The following is a 19,152-nucleotide window of genomic DNA, read 5'->3' as shown; positions in this document are numbered from 1 at the left end:
ACATTGTTAGATCAAGAGAGAAATCTTATGGCGCACACACAAATTCGTAGGCAAACGAAGTTTCTTGTTTTTTCCGACCGAGCCTATCCCGATTGGCACTCTCCCCAGACCCTGGAGCAGCTTATTCCCGGTGAGGCGCGTTTTGTGGATGCCGCAACGCTCAGTTCCGCCCTACAAGAACATGTAGAGCTCTTTATTTCATTTCATGGTCCCTATTTTCCCAAAGATGCGTGGCCCTCTCTTGTGGAATATCTGAAGCGCGGCGGCAATATAGCGATATTTGGCGGCATGCCCTTTACACGTCCTGTACGCGCAGATGGAAGCGTCGAAGCCGAACAGCAGGCGTACGCCCAGCAGATCTATCTAGGGCCATCTTTTGCGCTCCAACTTCCTGAAGCCACTTTGCGTGTAAACGCGTCCGCCGTCACAGGTCCTCTCTTTACGCATATTCCACAGATGCCATCGTTAGCGGCCGCACAGGCCGGCTCCTGCTGGTCATTTTATCCCAAACTCACCCAGGTCTCTGATCATCCAGAAGATATGGGAGCGGCTGGTCCCTTCGACACCCTCTTAACGCCACTGCTCTACCTGGATAACCAGGTACCCGAAGAAGGAGACGGTCACCTGGCCACGTTGATCTCTCTGCTCGATCAACAATCAGGACGCTTTCAGGGCGGGCGCTGGTTGCTCTCCCCATGGAAACCCGCGACACCCGAGTCGTGGCTGACCATCGCGGAACCGATCCAGCAATTCATGCTTCAGGCTGCGGCTGGCGCGACGGTGCTGCAGGCGTGGCCTCAGCAGGCCTGCTATCGTCCGGGCGAAACACCCGCTGTGACCATCTCATCACGTGCACGCCAGGGCCATCACGTGGAGATAACGGTCTCCACCCCTCAAGGAGAGGTTGCGCAGACCTTCAATGCAGAACTGCCGGGATCTCCCTATGTGCAGGAAATCAGCGTTCAGCTATCAGATTCGTTGCAGGAAGCGGGGCTCTACAGCGTAGAGATATGCTTCGAAAATGAGCAAGGACTGGAATGGCATGAAAAGACAGGCTTCTGGGTATGGGACACGGCCCTGGTAGAAGCCAGCAAAGATCTGCATCTGGAGGTCGGCCGGGATTATTTTTACCGCCAGGGCGAGCCCTTCCCACTTTATGGCACGACGTACATGGATAGCAAGGTGCAGCGCAAGTTCCTGGCCCGGCCCAATCCAGCCCGCTGGGACGCCGATTTCGCCGCCATGAAGCAAGCGGGTGTCAATACCATCCGCACCGGCATCTGGACCGGCTGGCGCGACATGATGATGGATCCCGGCCATATCAATGAGTCGTCATTGAGGGCGCTCGACGCGTTCGTCATGACCGCCTGCAAATATCAGATTCAGCTTATCTTTACCTTCTTTTCCTTTTATCCACCACTCTTTGAGGGCTGCAATCCCTGGCTGGATCCTCGCTCGCTACAGGGTCAACTGGATTTTGTGACAATTCTGGCTCGCCGCTATGCGCAGGTTCAGCTACTCTCCTGGGACCTCATCAACGAACCCAGCTTCGGCGATCCCCAGACGATCTTTAGCCAGCGCCCTCTCCCCAGCTACGATCGCTATGAAGTGGCGGCTTTCCGCGCCTGGCTGGCCGAGCGCTATAGCATCACGGAACTGCAGCAGCGCTGGCGCCAGACACCGGGAGATTTCGCCAGTTGGGACCAGGTTACCCTTCCGGTGGCAGCCGATTATATTACCGATCCTCGTGGCACTGAAACGCGCAACATGCTCAAAGTGATGGATTATACCTTCTTCTCACAGGATATGTTTACGCGCTGGGCGGCGCAGATCTCGGACGCCATGCGGGCCGCGGGCTGCACCACGTTGATCGGCGTCGGTCAGGACGAGGCCTGCTCACGCATCTCACCACAGTTCTATGCCCCGGCCCTCGATTACGGCACGACCCATCCGTGGTGGAATAACGATAGCCTGCTCTGCGATATGCTGCTGGATAAGCATATCGGCCGCCCCAATATCATCCAGGAAATCGGGGTCATGCTGGTACGCGATGTCGATATGCGACCACTGCGCAGCGAACAGGAATGCGCCTATCTGCTTGAACGCAAACTGATAACAGGGCTTATTGGACGCGGCGCGGGCCTGATCCAATGGCTCTGGCATATCAATGCATACATGATCAGTGATAACGAGAATAGTATCGGCCTGATCCGTCCTGACGGCAGTATGAAACCTGAATTAAAGGTGGTACATGAGGTGGGACGCCTGATACAGGAGCTCACAGGGCGCATCATCGAACCAGCACAACCACCCGCCACCTGGGTCGTCATCCCTTATTCACAATGGTTCCTGCGTCCTGACCTGGCCCTGGAAGCGACGCGCCAGAGCATTCGCGTCCTGGGCTACGACCTGGGTATTCTTCCACAGATGGTCGGCGAACAGCAGCTGGAGGAACTGGTCGCACAGCAGCAACAGCCGCAAACGATCATCCTCCCCGGCGTGCAATATCTGTCCCAGGCAGCCTGGCAGGCTCTACTCACCTTCGTAGAACGAGGGACGACGCTCCTGGTCAGTGGAGTACTGGGACAGGACCAGCATAACCTCTCCATGCCGATCCATATCGATGATGTTGAACGTGACCTGCCAGAGATCAGGCCGGTTTCACGCTATGAAGAGCTGCAAGGGCGCGCCGGTCAGCGGCATCGGTTCATCTATAGCGGTGACAAAATCGCCTACATCAAGAAGGCCCACAATCAGATACGTGAATATACGCGTGGCAAGGGCTCTATCATCTGGTCGGGACTGCCGATTGAACAGTCACAGAACACAGAAGCCATTCGCGCCATCTATCAGGAAGTGCTCGCGGTAGACGGTCGCGGCTGCCAGCAAGAGAGCCCATATCTCATAGCACAGCAACCACTAAAGCAGGGAAGGCTTACCCTCATCGTCTCTGAGAGCTCACAACCTGGTAAAATTGAGCTAGAGGATGGGCAGCGCGTGCAGATCGAGCCCGGCCGCGCGGGAGCGATCCTGCATCAGGATAACGGCAGCGATCTATGCTTCGGAGGCATCCATCTCCTCTAAAAAATATGCATACGTTGTCTACAATCGAATTGCGCGCAATTTCATTGTAGACAACGGACGACACAAAAAATATGGCAGAGCCGCCAGGCAGTTATGAGACAATTGCCTGGTGACTCTGTCTAAGCAATCGCGATGGGTTAAAACGTCACTGGTAGGGAGACCAGGTTACGCAGGGAACCACCTTCCTTCCAGGTCAGTTGTTGGGGATCACAAGCCAGGCGCAAATGCGGAAGACGACGTAGTAACGTACCGATTGCGATTTGCCCCTCTACGCGAGCCAGAGGAGCCCCCAGGCAAAAGTGGATACCTTTGCCAAAGGCCACGTGCTGATTCTCCCGGCGCAAGATATCCACCACGTCAGGATCAGGAAACTGCTGTGGATCCGTATTGGCCGCGAGCAGTGCATACCTGACCATATCGCCTTTGTGGATCACCTGACCATGCAGGGGCACATCTTCAAGTGCCCAGCGCGGCCCGGACAGCGTTACAGGAGAGGTATAGCGCAACAGCTCCTCGACGGCCCCGGGTAACAATGAGGAGTCGGCACGCAGGAGCCGCATCTGATCAGGATACTCAAGCAATGCCAGCATGCCATTGGCTATCAAATTGACCGTCGTTTCATGACCGGCCGTGATCAACAGGAAAATCATCGAGATGAGTTCATCTTCACTCAACCTATCTCCTTTCTCTTCAACCTGAACAAGTTGACTTGTCAGACTGTCGTCAGGATGTGCGCTCTTATCAGTTATTAACGTTTTGATATAGCGAACAAATGCTTTCTCGGCCTCAAGACCTGATGCTCCTTGCCCGGGAGCGGCGCCCTGGCTCTGGACAATAATCTGTGTCCAGGTACGGAAAAGCTTGCGGTCCTCTACTGGAATACCCAGCAGATCCGAGATGACCGCGATCGGTAGCGGAACAGCGGCGTCAGCGACCAGGTCCATCTCCCCCCGCGCCTGAACCGCGTCCAGAAAACCATCCATTAACTGCTGGATGCGCGGTCGCAACTGCTCGATCATGCGCGGGGTAAACGCCTTTGATACCAGCGTGCGCAGACGCGTATGATCGGGCGGATCTGTATTGAGCAGGTGTTTGCTCCAGGCAAGAGGCATATAAGAGGAGGGCGCCTCATCGGAGGAATTACGCTTAGCCCGCGCCGGCTGCACTTTCTGCCAGTCCATGGTGAAGCGTGGATCTTTCAAGATCGTGGCGGCCTGATCATAACTGGTCAGCAGCCACATATCTGTCCCCATCCAGTGAAACCTGGTGAGGGGAGACTGCTCGCGCAGTTGCGCGTAAAATGGATAGGGATTATGTTTCTGCGAGAAAAGCTCGCTCAGGGAGATCTGGGCCATACGGATCAACTTCCTTTCACCGTTTTTCAATTTCTGTGGAATCAGCCATCATTCCGGCAACAACAAACCTGATGATATAGTCGCGCGCACGTGCCAGGCTCCCGGTTGAGGAAATATCCTCGCCCGGCAGCATCACCTGGTAGAGAGGGAGGGAGGCCAGATACGTCAGGCAGATCTGCCCCACTGTCGCCAGTTGCAATATAGGAATAAAATCAGACCGCAGCAGTCCAGAGCTTCGCGCCCTACGGAAAAGAAGCTCGAACTGGTCGCGATCGGCGGTCGAAAACTGCGAGGAGATCTGGGCATAGGTCCGCCACCCCCCGGCCATCTCCCAGGTCATCATGCGCACAAAACGGGGATGCTCCAGCAGATAATCAAACAGGGTTTGCAGCATTGTTTCAAGAAACAGCCTCAGTTGTGAGGCGGACAGAAAAGTGGTATCATCCTCCAGAAAAGGAGCAAACGCACGCGCCAGCAACTCATTCGCCGTATTATCAGCATGCTTTAGCACGGCCACATAAAGGCCTAGCTTATCACCGAAATAACGGAAGATCAGGGTTTTATTGTATCCGGAGGCCTCAGCGATCGCGTCGACGCGCGCCCCCTCAAAACCATGTTCCGCGAACACGGCCTCCGCCGCCATCAGGATCGTCTCGCGTGTGACCTCGCCTCTTCTCTTATCAGGCGACATATCTGTCCTCTCCATCTTTATAATGTAACCAGATAGTTACGTAACTATCTGGTTACATTATAAAGAGCGAGGCATGAACATGTCAAGTGTCGCTGACGCCCGATAAGATCGAATGAGGCTATGGATTCGCCTGCAGGAAGCGTAGAGCGATCAGGATATAGGTGCGCGCGGCTGTTAGCAGTTCGGAGACCCGAACATGTTCATCCGGCATGTGGGCGACGCGCACATCGCCGGGTCCCAATAGAAGAGCAGGGATCTGGCCCAGATTGACCAGTTGACGCAGATCAGTACCGGCGGTAATACCTTTAATCGTGGGCGCATGACCAGTCACTTCCTGTATGCAACCTGCACAACTCTGTACCAGAGGATGGTCATGAGGGATTTCACCACTCTCAAACTGACCGCCAGTCCATGTGACGGTTAAAGGATGGTCGCGCAGCCAGGGATCGGTCTCGGCCAGGGTGTGCAGAGTCTGCTCAAATTGCTCGCGCACCGCCTGACAACTCTCGCCCATCGCGACTCCAATACGGCCCTCAAAAAGCAATTCATCCGGCACGGAAGAGGACCAGTTGCCTGCCTGCACGCGACCAATATTCAAAGGATAGGGGAGATCAAATTTTCCCAGCAGAGGATGGGTGACGTCGCTATTGCGTACGCGCTCTAATTGGAGCAGTGCCAGGTGGATATCAAGATATTTCTCTACCGCGCTGACCCCTTCCAGACGCATACAGGCGTGGGCTGACTTCCCACTGACATGTACCAGAAACGTCAGGGCGCCCGCCTGAGCGGGGACTACATCGAGGTCGGTCGGTTCACACACAATCGCCGCATCACCACTGTGCCCCCGCATCAGGCTCGCGAACGTACCCAGGCCGCCATCCTCTTCACCAATCACGCTCTGCAACATCAATGAGCCGGGCAGCGCCACGCCAGAATCTTTAATCGCCTTGATCGCGTAGAGGGCCGCGATCAAGCCACCCTTCATATCACAAGCACCGCGTCCATAGATCAGGTCCCCTTCCTGTTCGCCGCCCCAGGGATCATGGGTCCACTGCGTACGATCTCCCTCGGGCACGACATCGATATGGCCGTTAAAAATCAGGCGCCGACCCGCCTCACTACCGCCCTGCCAGGTACCGACCAGTCCAACCGCTTCGCGCTCACTGCGATCAACCTCCATACCAGGGAACGAGGCCTGGCGTCGCAGTTCCGCCACATCAATGGTCCATTCATCGACGGACAGTCCAAAGTCTCGCATGCGCCGCGCCAGCCAGTGCTGCGCCTCCGCCTCCTGCCCGGTCCTGCTCGGCAGGCGCAAAAGCTCACGTACGGACGCGAGCAATCCATCCTCATCCAGTGAGTCCAGAACCTTTTGCTCAATTGCAGTTAGTGCCATCAGTCGTCCTTCTTCCAGCAGAAATACAAGTCTGTTCCAAACATAATCAGACTATCAATATGCTAAAAAATTACCATCCTCAATTTGAGGCGTCAAGCAAAGATGGCTCACCTGGAGCATATGAAAGTTGCATCTCGTGCCATATAATAAGAATGTGTCTCTATGAAAGCCCTTTTGCCAGTATGTCCGATGCCCACATTGGTGGTATGCCACAGATCCAGGAGCGAGGCTTACCTCAGCCTGGTGCTGCAGGCGCTAACCCACTGACTTCTGGACACATTCTACGCAAAAAGGAACAAGCAACATCACTATTATGATATGCATACATAAGAGAGGAACGGATTTGTAATGAGCCTTTCAACTGTCTATGTTGGATCCTACGCGGAAAAAGATGCGCAAAGCATTTATGTTTACAAGCTGGATAGTGAAACAGGGAAGCTGACCCTTGTTAACAGCACATCAGGCATCCTGAACCCTTCTTTTCTGACCGTCAACGCCGATCAGACACGCCTCTACGCCGTCAGCGAGACCAATGACCAGCCAGGATCCGTCGTGGCTTATGCGCTCAATTCTCAAACGGGAGAGTTGACACGGCTCAATGAGCAATCAACCAATGGAGCGGCGCCATGCCATCTCGCCCTTGCTGACCAGGAGAGATACCTGACCGTGGCGAATTATCTCGGCGGGAACATCTGTCTGTATCCAGTACTGCCCGATGGACAGCTTGGGGACCTGGCTTACGAGGTACAACATCACGGGAGCAGCATCAATACTGAACGCCAGGATGCGGCTCATCCACATTCCACCAATATTGATCCCAGTGGGGGCTATGTGTATGTGCCAGATCTGGGGCTGGATAAGATCATCATCTATAAGCTCGATAGTATGTCTAACCAACTGGTGGTCCAGGGGGATACCATGGTAGAACCCGGCTCGGGACCACGCCATTTTGTCTTTCATCCCCAGCAAAACTATGCCTATGTCATCAATGAGTTGAGCTCGACAATCACGGCCTTCACATACAATCCCGACATCCAGACACTCACTACGGTGCAAACCGTCAGTACGTTACCAGCGCATTACACAGGTAGTGCCAATACCGCCGCCGAGATACGCATAGATCCATCAGGACGCTTTCTCTACGCGTCAAATCGAGGCGACGATAGCATTGCGGTCTTTAGCATCGATGCCGACGATGGAAAACTGATACACGTCGAACGCGTCTCTACCGGAGGTCAGGGGCCGCGCAATTTCGCCCTGACACCCGATGGTACCTTGCTCCTGGTCGCGAACCAGTATTCCAACAATATTGTCAGTTACAGCATTGATACACAGACCGGCAAGCTTACGGTAACGGGAGAGAATCTCCAGTTGCCCCATCCCGTTTGCCTCAAAATTTTCAACTAACACCTGGAAAAGCAGGCTTGTAGAGACTGGAGTGAAGAACTCTGGTCTCTACTATCTATGAACAGCGCATCAATATATGGTCCACCTTCGATGAAGCTTCAATGAGTCCAGCGTGCGATCAATGCCTTCGGAAACCGAGACCACCGGTTCATAGGCCAGGTCTTTGCGCGCCGCGCTGATATCATAGGTCTGGGTACAAGCCAGCATGGTAGCGGTGTAGCGTGTCAGCATGGGAGTGTTTCCTATCCAGCTGGCTCGCCTTTCCATAGCGGACGCCGCCATCAACGCAAAGGGGAGCGGAAGGGTATGTAAAGATTCGGAGAGCTTTAGACGCTGTAGAATAACACGCAGCGCATTCCATAAAACGATGTGTTCATCGTTGGTAATGATATATGTTTTGCCACAGATGTTCTGAGCATACAGAGCTAGCAGCAAGGCGTGGACGACGTTATCCACATAGGTCACGTCGCTGCGATTGCGGCCATTGCCAATCTGATAGAGGCGCTGTTGGCGCGCATGCTCCAGCATGCGGGGTAACCAGCGATCACCGGGACCAAAGATGACGTGTGGACGGATAATAACCGTTGGAACATCGCTGGCCGCCTGCACCAGTTTCTCTGCCTGGTATTTTGAACGGGTATACGGAGAAGAGAAGCGAGACGGATAAGGAGCGGACTCCGTAATGTTGTGTTGATTTTGCCCGTTAAAGGTAACGCCCGAAGTTGAGACATAGATGCAGCGTCGGATATTATGCCTGCGACATCCCTCCAGCACGGTAGCCGTGCCCTCAACGTTGATCTCAAAGAAATCGGTCCAGTCGCCCCATGGCTTTACCAGCGCGGCAACATGGTATACGGTATTCATTCCAGCACAGGCAGCAAACACCGCCTCGCGCTCGCGCAGATCACAGGCGACAGGAATAGCACCATCCTGCATCAATTCTTGCACACGCGAGAAGTTGCGACCCATCATATATACCTGGTGTCCTCGATCCAGCAAAGCTGAAACCAGGCGCCGGCCCAGGAAACCGGTCCCGCCGGTAACGAGAATCTTCACATATTTATCTTTCTGACTCAAGTACCAGAGATCATCCTCACCGCAGCACACTTCCCTTCCATCCAGCAGGTAAATAAGCAAAACTCGTTAATCCATCTGATCCAGGCTCCGATCCAAGATACAAAGATAGACAAGCAACCGCCCTATACCTGGCATCACGATAACATCCATAGTATCCTCAAAAACGAAGTCTGACAGTTGCAGCAAAGGTGCATTAATGCAATCCATATCTTTCAATGCCCCCATACAACGGACGAATGGCACCCGATTTTATGAGAACCAGGCCACATCCATCAGAATATACGTCGCAACGGAGGTATATATCGCATCATTGCGGCAGAGCGGATAGCTATTATGACCTATAAGCTAAGCACACAGCCAGTTCGCGGGCAACATCAGGCAATCATCAGATGCAGGTGTGGGTTCGACACACCCGCATGCTGATAACTATATGATGCATGTTTGATACCGTTTTAAAGAGGCAAAATACTAGCAGTAGCAGTTACCAGGTGATAAAGCGCACCGGTGGTATCAGATGGTAGAGGGGGATGGTGCTGCAACGTTGTTACACCAAAGATAGCGAATCCGATAATTACCAGGATGATTATTGCCACGAGAAGCCAGTTGATTTTGCGGGGTGGGATAATTTCGGCTACCTCTTCCTCCTCACCCTGTTGGTCAGGCTTCTGCTCATCTATATTGTCTATATTGTCTGTCTGGCCGCTTGAATGGTTCTGCACAATGATATCTCTTTCCCAGGAATGCAAGAAACAAAATTAAAATTTCTTTCCCTCTTATACACCAAAAGGTGGTTAACAACAAGTACTTTTCTTATGAGAATCTCCCCTGCAGGGTGATGATGCCACGTTCAAGCGCGGTTGCTACGGCGGACGCACGTGAATCGACACCTAATTTGTAGTAGATGGTGGCAAGATGCGATTTCACGGTTGGTTCGCTGATACCCAGATGGGCGGCAATCTCTTTATTGCGCTCACCATGTGCTACCAGCAGCAATACCTCCCGTTCGCGTCGGGTTAGTTCAACATTTTCTCTAGCGGGGTCCGGCTCACTTTCACGAGCTACCACCGCTGCTTCAGGCGTCTGCATCAACGCGAGCAGGCGCTTGAGGATGGTTGGATGGAGCAGGGTATGGCCCTGTGCCGCGGCATGGGTGGCATGGATCAACTGACTCCGTTTCACGTGAGACGTTAAATAGGCAAAGACGCCAGAGCGCAACAGGCGTAACATGTGTTCTTCATGCGCATTAGCCGTCAACACAACGATAGCTACCCGGGGCCATTCTCCACGGATCAGCTCAATGGCGCGCAGGCCATCCATTTCCGACATATGGGGATCAATCAGCAAGACATCCGGTTCACATTCGCCCACCAGGCGGATAGATTCGGGTATGCTGGTCGCGCACCCGACCAGTTCAATCTCATGATTGCCTGAAAATATGCTATACAATCCTTCCACGATCACATCGTAGGCACTGGCAATCAGCAGGCGGATCTTTCTCTGCTTGTGGTTCTCCATCAATCCTCCTCAAAGGATACTTCATTTCTCTTCTATTCTCCTTCTGATTATAGCAAAAATGGCTGTGTTAAAACCAATAAACATCTAGAGAGCGTGTCTTGCTCTCATGGTCATCGCCTGCGGTCTGCCTGATTTTTCGCCCCTAAGATGCTCAGGAGGCCGTTTTATGTGTTGGTGCATAGGTGCGCATCAGCGCACCTATGCACCAACACATAAAACCAGTGCGGACGCGAATGTGAGGATACTCACGTGTCCCCACGGTAGCGGAAGTAAGATAGCACGCGGAAAGAAAAGGTCGAAGAGACGTACTACTCCTTTTGGCGACCGCCATTTCATCCGAACGGATGATAAATATGGCATATTTTTTTAGCTACAATAAAAGTGTAATAAAAAAGAAGATATAGCTAATCCAGCGATGGATGCAGGAAGCAAAGGAGAGAAAAGATATGAGTTCACCATTAATTGCGGCGGGCATAGCGATTGGACTCGGTGCGATCGGCGCGGGACTGGCGATGGGGCTCGCCAATGGCAAGGCATATGAGGCGATAGGACGCAATCCCGAGGCGACATCGGCCCTGCGGACCAACTTCTTGCTCGGCCTGGTATTCGCCGAGACGATCGCCGTCTATTCACTGGTGATCGCTATTCTGCTGGTGTTTCACCAGGGCTAATGCTCTACCCACCAGCGGCCAAAGGATGGGCCATCGGTAGGCCCATCCACCAGGATACTACTGGTCACCTGTCAGGCTAAATGGAGAATGATCTGCCTCGAAGTTGCGCTCTTGTACCTGCTGAGGAACAACGCTCTCTTCAGAGTCGGTGCTTTGCTCAAGGGGCAGCGCTTCATGTTGCGAACGCGGTAAAATAAGGGATTCGTAGACACAGGCCGCCAGTACGGCACCGACAATCGGGCCAATCCAGTAGACGAACTGGTTGGTCCAGATACCGCTCATCAGGGCAGGACCAAAGGCACGCGCTGGATTCATGATACCTCCCGTTAATACCCCACCACCGAGTATGCAGGCGGTCATGGTCAATCCAATAGAGAAACCACCGAACTTTGGCGCGCGCGTATCAATCGCAGTACCATAGATAGCTAAGAGTAAGAAGAAGGTCAGCAACGCCTCCACCGCAATGCCCGCTCCAATAGATACACTATTCGATAAGGCGGGTGTCCCCAGTTGGGCGGCCTTCCACACAAAGGCGGGAAAGACCACACGTAGAAGAAGGGCGGCAAAGACGGCACCCAACAGGTGGGCCACAATATAACAGAAGCCCAGGCCAGATTTAATGCGCCGCGCCACCAGAAAAGCGATGGTCACGGCCGGATTAAAATGTCCGCCTGAGGTGGCGCCAAAGATGGTAATCAGCACTGCCAGCGCCAGACCATGGGCCACGGCGATTCCCGGCAGGCCAACCGCCCCTTGCATCCAGGTGTTGGCCATGACCGAACCCACCCCCACAAACACAAATAGAAAGCTCCCGATCAACTCTGCGACAACCGCGCTGATACCCTTACGCTCAATATTACGCCCACGCGCAGATGGGTCTGTCACCCGTTGTCCCATTGCCGCATCAATATCAACTTCTTCTGGCTCTTCATTAACATAGTCATTCATTATATGATTATCCATGTGCTAAAATCTCTCTTTCATCATCACCACCGATGCGCATGAATAGCTCAAAAGCGATGAGAATGAGGAATAGCACACTCCATGTATCCTCACTGCCTTTGAATGCCCTTGCGCTCCTCCTTACAGTATAAAAAACACGCTAAATTCCATCCCTTGGCAACCAACTTCTCAAGTGAGCGCAGCGGCGGAACGGGAATAAATCTGCTTCATCCATCGTTTTAGAGGGTATCTGACGCTCATGATCATCATCTACAATCGAGACAAGTTCTCGCACCTGCGGCCGCCCGTATGGGGGCGCTCACGTGCGCCAGAAAGACGAGAGAAAGTCCCCTTCTTAACAAGTGATATGCTGTAAGCACCAGAATCTTTGAAACGCTATACAACTATTTCTTCGTAGCCCAAGAGGAAGCTTTATTGCGACAATAAAATTCCTCATAAGACACAGAAAGATAGAGAGGATTTATAGCATGGGCAAACATCCCTTAAAACTTGGATATAAAGCATCGGCGGAACAGTTCGGGCCACGCCAGTTAATCGACTTTGCGGTTGAGGCCGAGCAAAACGGCTTCGATAGCGTATGGGTCAGCGATCATTTCCAGCCATGGCGCCATACCAATGGACACGCTCCTCAGGCGCTTGTCTGGCTGGGAGCCGTGGGTGAGCGCACTTCGCGCATCGAGCTGGGTACCAGCGTACTGACACCAACCTTCCGCTATGAACCAGCAGTAATCGCGCAGGCCTTTGGCACGCTCGGCGTCCTCAATCCTGGTCGCGTTATCCTTGGCGTCGGTTCTGGTGAATCTTTGAACGAGGTGGCCGTCACCGCAGCTGAGTGGCCAGAGGCCAAAGAGCGCCTGGCACGCTTACGCGAGGCGGTCGCGCTGATCAAGCAGTTGTGGACCGAGGATCTGGTAAACTTCGAAGGCAAATACTATAAGACCAAAAACGCCACCATTTATGATAAGCCAGAGCAGCCCGTGCCCATCTATATCAGTGCTGGTGGTCCTGTAGCAGCAAAGTTCGCCGGTCGCGCCGGGGATGGTTTTATCTGCACATCCGGCAAAGGCGAGGAGCTCTATCGCGATAAACTCCTGCCGGCAGTAGAAGAGGGGGCGAAGGCCGCCAACAAGGATCCAGACGATGTAGAGCGCACCATCGAGGTGAAGGTCGCCTTTGATGAGAATCGCGATCATGCGCTGGCCGATACGCGTATCTGGGCCGCTCTGGCACTGCCAGCCGAGGATAAGGTGCAGATTCACGATGCCCGTGAGATGGAGCGGCGCGCCGAAGGGGTGGCGGATCAGGCCCATCGCCGCTGGCTCGTCTCGTCCGATCCCGAAGAGCACATCGAGCAGATCCGCTCCTATATCGAACTGGGCTTCACCCACCTGGTCTTCCACTATCCCGGCGATGACCAGTCCCGCTTCATGAAGCTCTACGCCAAAGATATTATGCCGCGTCTACGGGAGCGCTGGGGATAAATCAGTTTTCTGCTTGTTTATATAAATGCGGTGGTTGAGGCGCTCTGGAGCGCCTCAACCACCGCATTTATATAAACAAATCCTATATTCTTAAAAGGCTATACGAATGCTAGATATGCAGCCAATAAAATCTGAAGATTTACCGCTGATTCAGCAGCTTGGCTACAAGTACAACCTGGAATTGGATGCCGCGGGAACGGATCATGCCGCTGTGGTACGCTGGATTACAGCGACGGCACAAAAAACATGGGAGGGAACCCATTTTTTCTGGCTGGCAAGGTTAGAGAACGAAGTGATCGGCTTCTCAAGTTGTTACCTGGCCATCAATCCCTTCACCCAGAAAACGTCTGGCATGATCGAGGACTTCTATATTGTACCGGCATATCGCCACCATGGCTACGCGCAGGAGCTGGCTCATACGACATTCCACGAACTGGCCAGCAGGGGTGCGGTAGAAATTCACCTGGATATACTCAAGAACAACACAACCGCTCTACAGTTCTGGCGAAGGCTTGGGCTACAGGTGCATCATTATGCAATGTCAATGCCCATCACGAACAAAGAGGCTTAAGCTGTTCAGCGCGCTACAGGTCTGTATGTAAATGTATATACAGACCTGTAACGCATTCCGCTATCGCGTTTAAGTGTGGTGAGAGCAGTTATATAAGCTGAACTGGTTTAGCGCGTTGTGGGAGTTTGGCAGCATCCATAATCTGGCGGAGATCAAGAAACAATGCGTGCCGACCCATCTGATGGCTTCGGCGTTATCGCCTGCTCCCAGCACACTGATAGTCGTCACTTTATGCTTACCTACCTGGTGCGTAGTGCGATGGATGTTAGAAAACAAAAAGTAGCGGATCATGCCCCGATTAACCAGGTCTATTAATTGATCCCTGTTCACAATCTTGTCTCCACCACCAAATCCACCGAGATCCATCACTGGCTGACCGGTCGCCAGAATAATGGGGGCAGCCGGTGATGAGGTCTGGGTAGCTACCAGAAAGCGTGCATGCTGACGATGGGCCTGCAGGTAGGAGATCAGGCGTGTATACGTTATGTCTACCGGAGATGGGGGGCCCTTCTGCACACCAGGCTTGACAATTGTGAGATCGCCGGTGGGACTCACATGAACAACGGGGCCCGCCGAGCCCTGCACACCCGATCGGATAAAGACCGAATAACCACCCCATATGGTAGGTGCAATCAAAAGGGCCAGCACGCCAAACACCAGTGCGAGCATCAAGACAACAAAACGATTCACAGGAGCCAGGCGACCGCTCTGTGGCCTGCCACTCCTATCAGAAACCGGACGCCTGAATGCACGCGCAATAGTCAGGAACAGGGCTATGGCAAAACAGATAATAATGATGGTAGGTATCAGCCAGCTATTCCAGCCACGATAATATTGTATAAACTGGCCCTGCGTGGCCGCAGTTAACATTAACGCGCAAGGAAGCAGCCAGCCGCGCCAGCCAGGTCGCATATAATCCTGCCACATTACGACAAAACCAATACCGGCCAGCGCGCAGATGGCGGGCGATAGCATGACCATATAATACACATGAAAAAATACGGCGACGCAAAAGAAGACATACATCGTTAGCAACCAGACGCCCCAGAGGAGCAGCGACTGCTGCCGGCGATCCCAGGTGAATTGGGGACGCCCCTGCCAGGCCAGCGCGACCAGTGCCAGCAGAGCCACAGGCAAGAACCAGCTCACCTGCACGCTCAACTGGCGGTTGAACAGGCGCAAAGGATCTGGCGCGCCGATGTCGCTGGAGGCCTGCGCTTCCCTGGCGCGGGCCAATTGGGCGGGAGTCTCCGTGACCGTCTTTGTAGCAGTCTCGGGCTTACCATTAGCGGCTGGAGTGCGTCCCAGCAAGCGCGTCAGACCGTTCCATCCCAGGGCAAGACTTAACTCTGAGTTATCTGTGGTAGAGCCAACATATGGTCTCTGGCTGGCTGGAGTCATATCAACCAGCGTCACCCATGATAAAGAAATGGTCAGCAACAGCAGCGCGGCCAGCAACAGGTGTAGCAGGCGTATCCACCAGCGCCGTGGCGCACCCAATAGATACGTAACCGCGAAAGCAGGCAACACCAGGTAGGCCTGCAGCATCTTAATGTTGAACCCCAGACCCACCAGCAGGGCACAGGCGAGCAACCAGCGTAGGTGCCCGGTCTCAGTGGCCTTCAGCAGCGTCCAGGCAGCGCATAGCGTGCTGCAGACCAGCAGCATATCAATAGTATTGTTGCGGCTGGTAACAATGCTGAGAGGAGTCAAGGTCAAGGCCAGCGCCGCCAGCAGTCCAGCCCACTGCCCAAAGGTCCGTGCGACCAGGTGGTGAAGTATTAATACGGAAACAACACCCGCCAGCGCTTCTGGCAGCAACAGGCTGACACCAGAAAAGCCGAATATCCGAGCGCTTAGCACCTGCAGCCAGAAACCCAGCGGCGGCTTATCGATCGTGACGAAGCCGCCTGGATCCAGAGAAACAAAAAAGAAATTATGCCAGTTCAGCAGCATGCTTTTCACGCCGGCGGCATAATAATAATTGCCATAGCCAATCCAATTCAACCGATAAAAATTCAACAGAGCAGCCAGCGATACAATCAAGCCGAGCAGTACGCGGTGCCACCAGGAAGGCACATCTGGTGGATATATGCGAGCAGCACGCAATGGGCGGGTCGGCTCATCCGCGGCAACGGTTGTGTCATTTGCCTGCATTGACCAATCCTCAATCATGAATTTGCATATTACGGCTCAGATAATCTCACTACAGCGAGAAGATGTCAACTATACCGTGCGTTCGTGAGAATAGTATGAAAATCTCAAGTATACGTGGCTCTTTCTCCATTGGTCGATAATATTGCCTGTGAGACGAATGTGATGTTGCTTTGGCTGGTGGTGATATCACTGTGATGTGAAAAAGGTATTTTATTGATGAAACAAAGAGCACCAATGAGAAATAGTAGATACACAGCAGTTCATCTGCGTGGAAGGAAAAGAATACCATGGCAAAGCAGTTGGCAAGCGTCAAGTCTTATCTTGAGCCGGGATTACTTGACCGCATGCATCGTTACTGGAACGCAAGCAACTACCTGACCATTGGACAGATATATTTACAGGATAATCCGCTCCTACGTGAGTCGCTACGCCCTGAGCATATCAAGCCCCGTCTGCTGGGCCACTGGGGCACCTCGCCGGGGCTCAATCTTATATACGTCCATGCGAACAGGTTGATCAAAGAGCAGGACGTCAACGCGATCTACCTGGCGGGACCGGGGCATGGTGGACCGGCACTTATTGCCAATGTGTACCTGGAGGGCACGTACTCAGAGATCTATCCTAACATCTCGGCGGATAGTGAGGGGATGCGCCGCCTGTTCCGCCAGTTCTCGTCACCCGGTGGCGTACCAAGCCATGTGAGCGTTCCCACACCAGGATCGATCCATGAAGGTGGTGAACTGGGTTACGTCCTCTCACACGCCTTCGGTGCCGTCTTTGATAATCCTGACCTCCTGGCTATCGCCGTTGTAGGAGACGGTGAGGCAGAGACGGGTCCGTTAGAGGGCGCCTGGAAGAGCGTCAAATTCCTCAATCCCGCCTGTGATGGCGCGGTACTTCCCATCTTACATCTCAATGGCTATAAAATTTCGGGTCCAACCGTGTTGGGACGCGAAGAGAATGAAGAAGTCAGCCACTTACTGGAAGCCCATGGCTATGAACCTTTCTTAGTAGAGGGCAGCGATCCGTACGTGGTCCACCAGCAGTTCGCGGAAACACTCGATACCTGCTACGCGAAGATCCGCGCATATCAGCACGAGGCGCGGCAGCACGGCTTTTCACACCGGCCGCAATGGCCAGCCATTATTCTGCGCACGCCAAAGGGTTGGACTGGACCGAAGTTCGTGGATAATGTACCGGTTGAAGGCACCTTTCGCGCCCATCAGGTGCCCGTCGCGGATGTCAAAAATCGGCCCGATCATCTGAAAATCCTCGAAGACTGGATGCGCAGCTATAAACCTGAAGAGCTCTTTGATGAAACAGGCCGTTTGATCCCTGAACTGGCCGAACTGGCGCCGAAGGGGAAACGCCGTATGGGCGCCAATCCACATGCCAATGGTGGAAAACTGCTGGTTGAACTGGATCTACCAGATTTCAAAGACTATGCCATAGACGTTCAGCAGCCGGCGACTGAACAGCATGAATCGACACGGCAGTTGGGCAAGTTTATGCGCGACATTTTCACGCGCAATGCGGAGCAGAGAAACTTCCGCCTCTTCTGTCCCGATGAGACCAACTCTAACCGCCTGGGCAACGTGTTTGAGGTCGAGAACCGCTGCTCTGTCAACAAAATCATCCCGGGAGATGATCATCTCTCCCCTGATGGTCGCGTAATGGAGGTCCTGAGCGAGCATCTCTGTCAGGGATGGCTGGAGGGCTATCTGCTCACCGGGCGCCATGGTCTGTTCGCCACCTACGAGGCGTTCGCGATGGTCTCAGACTCGATGACTGTGCAACATGCGAAGTGGATGCAGGAGGGCATTAAACTACCCTGGCGCGCGCCCATATCGTCGCTCAATATCCTTCTGACCTCGACCTGCTGGCGCAATGACCACAACGGCTTCAGCCATCAGGGCCCTGGCCTGATCGATACCGTGCTGTCGAAGAAAGGCTCGATCGCGCGTATCTACCTGCCGCCCGATGCCAACAGCCTGATGGCCATCTCGGATCGCTGCTTCCGCAGCAAAAACCGTGTGAATCTGATCGTCATCGATAAGCAACCACAACTACAGTATATGACCATGGCAGAGGCGATCGAGCACTGCGACCGTGGTTTATCCACCTGGCAATGGGCCAGTAATGATGGGAACCTTGAACCCGACGTGGTCCTGGGCTGTGCTGGCGATATCGCCACCCTGGAGACCGTAGCGGCGGCCTGGTGGCTGCGCAAGCATATCCCTGAACTCAAGGTCCGCGTCGTCAATGTCGTTGACCTGATGGCCCTGTATCCAGCCTTCTTCCATCCCCATGGGCTGGATGAAAGAACATTTATTAACCATTTTACGGAAGATAAACCGGTCGTCTTCGCCTTCCATGGCTATCAACGAGCCATTCACGAGATTGTTCATGGACGCAGCAATGCGCACCGCTTCCATGTGCGCGGCTTCCTCGAAGAGGGAACAACTACCACGCCATTCGATATGGTTGTAAAAAATGGCATGAGCCGGTATCATCTCTGTATCGAGGCACTCAAGCGAGCATCGCGAATCAAGAACCTGGCCCCCGAACTGATCGCCGAGTGTGAAGACATGCTGGTCAAACATGCATCCTATGTGCAGCAGAATCTCCAGGACATGCCAGAAGTACGCGATTGGGTCTGGAGCAATTGAACTGCTAAAGAGATATGAGCGCGGCCGCGACAATGGCGTCACGGCTCATTGCTCCTCCTTTTTTCAGAAGAGGGGGGCGTTGTCTGATCAGACGGTGCCTTCCTCTATTTTTTAT

14 protein-coding genes are annotated in these 19,152 nt (G+C 53.6%); 6 read left to right on the top strand and 8 right to left on the bottom strand.

The features are described 5' to 3' along the window. Positions 1 to 27: 27 nt before the first annotated feature. Positions 28 to 3,084 (top strand): alpha-amylase family protein, encoded by a 3,057-nt coding sequence (locus KTT_RS33680; RefSeq protein WP_126602294.1) that lies wholly within the window; start codon positions 28 to 30, stop codon positions 3,082 to 3,084. Positions 3,085 to 3,221: 137 nt separating this feature from the next. Here KTT_RS33680 and KTT_RS33675 read toward each other — a convergent pair whose 3' ends face one another. The 3 genes from KTT_RS33675 to KTT_RS33665 all read right to left on the bottom strand — a co-directional run bounded on the left by KTT_RS33675 (position 3,222) and on the right by KTT_RS33665 (position 6,526). Continuing rightward, positions 3,222 to 4,439, bottom strand: coding sequence for a cytochrome P450 family protein (locus KTT_RS33675; RefSeq protein ID WP_126602291.1), 1,218 nt, complete (start codon positions 4,437 to 4,439; stop codon positions 3,222 to 3,224). A gap of 16 nt (positions 4,440 to 4,455) precedes the next feature. Continuing rightward, positions 4,456 to 5,130 carry a TetR/AcrR family transcriptional regulator gene (locus tag KTT_RS33670; RefSeq protein ID WP_160146330.1) on the bottom strand — a complete coding sequence of 225 codons (675 nt, stop codon included), beginning with the start codon at positions 5,128 to 5,130 and terminating at the stop codon, positions 4,456 to 4,458. Positions 5,131 to 5,248: 118 nt separating this feature from the next. Then, a complete protein-coding gene (locus tag KTT_RS33665) occupies positions 5,249 to 6,526 on the bottom strand; it encodes an ArgE/DapE family deacylase (protein ID WP_126602287.1) in 1,278 nt (425 codons plus the stop codon). Positions 6,527 to 6,874: 348 nt separating this feature from the next. Between KTT_RS33665 and KTT_RS33660 the strand changes: the two genes are divergently transcribed. Then, positions 6,875 to 7,933, top strand: a complete 1,059-nt coding sequence (locus KTT_RS33660; RefSeq protein ID WP_126602285.1) for a lactonase family protein — start codon at positions 6,875 to 6,877, stop codon at positions 7,931 to 7,933. 69 nt (positions 7,934 to 8,002) lie between these two features. On the opposite strand, the gene KTT_RS33655 is transcribed toward KTT_RS33660, so the two are convergent. The 3 genes from KTT_RS33655 to KTT_RS33645 form a co-directional block, all read right to left on the bottom strand. Next, positions 8,003 to 9,010 carry an NAD-dependent epimerase/dehydratase family protein gene (locus KTT_RS33655; protein WP_160146329.1) on the bottom strand — a complete coding sequence of 336 codons (1,008 nt, stop codon included), beginning with the start codon at positions 9,008 to 9,010 and terminating at the stop codon, positions 8,003 to 8,005. Between the two features lie 452 nt (positions 9,011 to 9,462). Next, positions 9,463 to 9,729 carry a hypothetical protein gene (locus tag KTT_RS33650; RefSeq protein WP_126602281.1) on the bottom strand — a complete coding sequence of 89 codons (267 nt, stop codon included), beginning with the start codon at positions 9,727 to 9,729 and terminating at the stop codon, positions 9,463 to 9,465. 91 nt (positions 9,730 to 9,820) lie between these two features. Continuing rightward, complete coding sequence (locus tag KTT_RS33645) at positions 9,821 to 10,525, bottom strand: LuxR C-terminal-related transcriptional regulator (protein WP_126602278.1); 705 nt, start codon at positions 10,523 to 10,525, stop codon at positions 9,821 to 9,823. A gap of 446 nt (positions 10,526 to 10,971) precedes the next feature. Here KTT_RS33645 and atpE point away from each other — a divergent pair, with 446 nt between their 5' ends. Then, positions 10,972 to 11,196, top strand: coding sequence for an ATP synthase F0 subunit C (gene atpE / locus KTT_RS33640; protein ID WP_126602276.1), 225 nt, complete (start codon positions 10,972 to 10,974; stop codon positions 11,194 to 11,196). A 57-nt stretch (positions 11,197 to 11,253) separates the two neighbouring features. On the opposite strand, the gene KTT_RS33635 is transcribed toward atpE, so the two are convergent. Continuing rightward, the gene (locus tag KTT_RS33635; protein ID WP_235845945.1) at positions 11,254 to 12,159 is read right to left on the bottom strand and encodes an MIP/aquaporin family protein; all 906 of its coding nucleotides are present in this window, start codon (positions 12,157 to 12,159) and stop codon (positions 11,254 to 11,256) included. Between the two features lie 467 nt (positions 12,160 to 12,626). Here KTT_RS33635 and fgd point away from each other — a divergent pair, with 467 nt between their 5' ends. After that, positions 12,627 to 13,640, top strand: a complete 1,014-nt coding sequence (fgd, locus tag KTT_RS33630; RefSeq protein ID WP_126602274.1) for a glucose-6-phosphate dehydrogenase (coenzyme-F420) — start codon at positions 12,627 to 12,629, stop codon at positions 13,638 to 13,640. Between the two features lie 106 nt (positions 13,641 to 13,746). Then, positions 13,747 to 14,211: a GNAT family N-acetyltransferase gene (locus KTT_RS33625; protein WP_126602272.1), complete on the top strand. Its 465-nt coding sequence runs from the start codon at positions 13,747 to 13,749 to the stop codon at positions 14,209 to 14,211. Between the two features lie 69 nt (positions 14,212 to 14,280). Here the strand turns inward: KTT_RS33625 and KTT_RS33620 are convergent, their stop codons facing one another. Continuing rightward, positions 14,281 to 16,368 (bottom strand): glycosyltransferase family 39 protein, encoded by a 2,088-nt coding sequence (locus KTT_RS33620; RefSeq protein WP_160146328.1) that lies wholly within the window; start codon positions 16,366 to 16,368, stop codon positions 14,281 to 14,283. Between the two features lie 287 nt (positions 16,369 to 16,655). Between KTT_RS33620 and KTT_RS33615 the strand changes: the two genes are divergently transcribed. Further along, positions 16,656 to 19,037 carry a phosphoketolase family protein gene (locus tag KTT_RS33615; RefSeq protein WP_126602268.1) on the top strand — a complete coding sequence of 794 codons (2,382 nt, stop codon included), beginning with the start codon at positions 16,656 to 16,658 and terminating at the stop codon, positions 19,035 to 19,037. Positions 19,038 to 19,152 lie beyond the last annotated feature (115 nt).

The sequence above is a fragment of the Dictyobacter aurantiacus genome (assembly GCF_003967515.1).
In the GTDB taxonomy this organism is placed as follows: domain Bacteria; phylum Chloroflexota; class Ktedonobacteria; order Ktedonobacterales; family Ktedonobacteraceae; genus Dictyobacter; species Dictyobacter aurantiacus.
The sequence above is the reverse complement of the archived record's forward strand: the minus strand, read 5'-3'. Positions and strand labels throughout refer to the sequence as shown.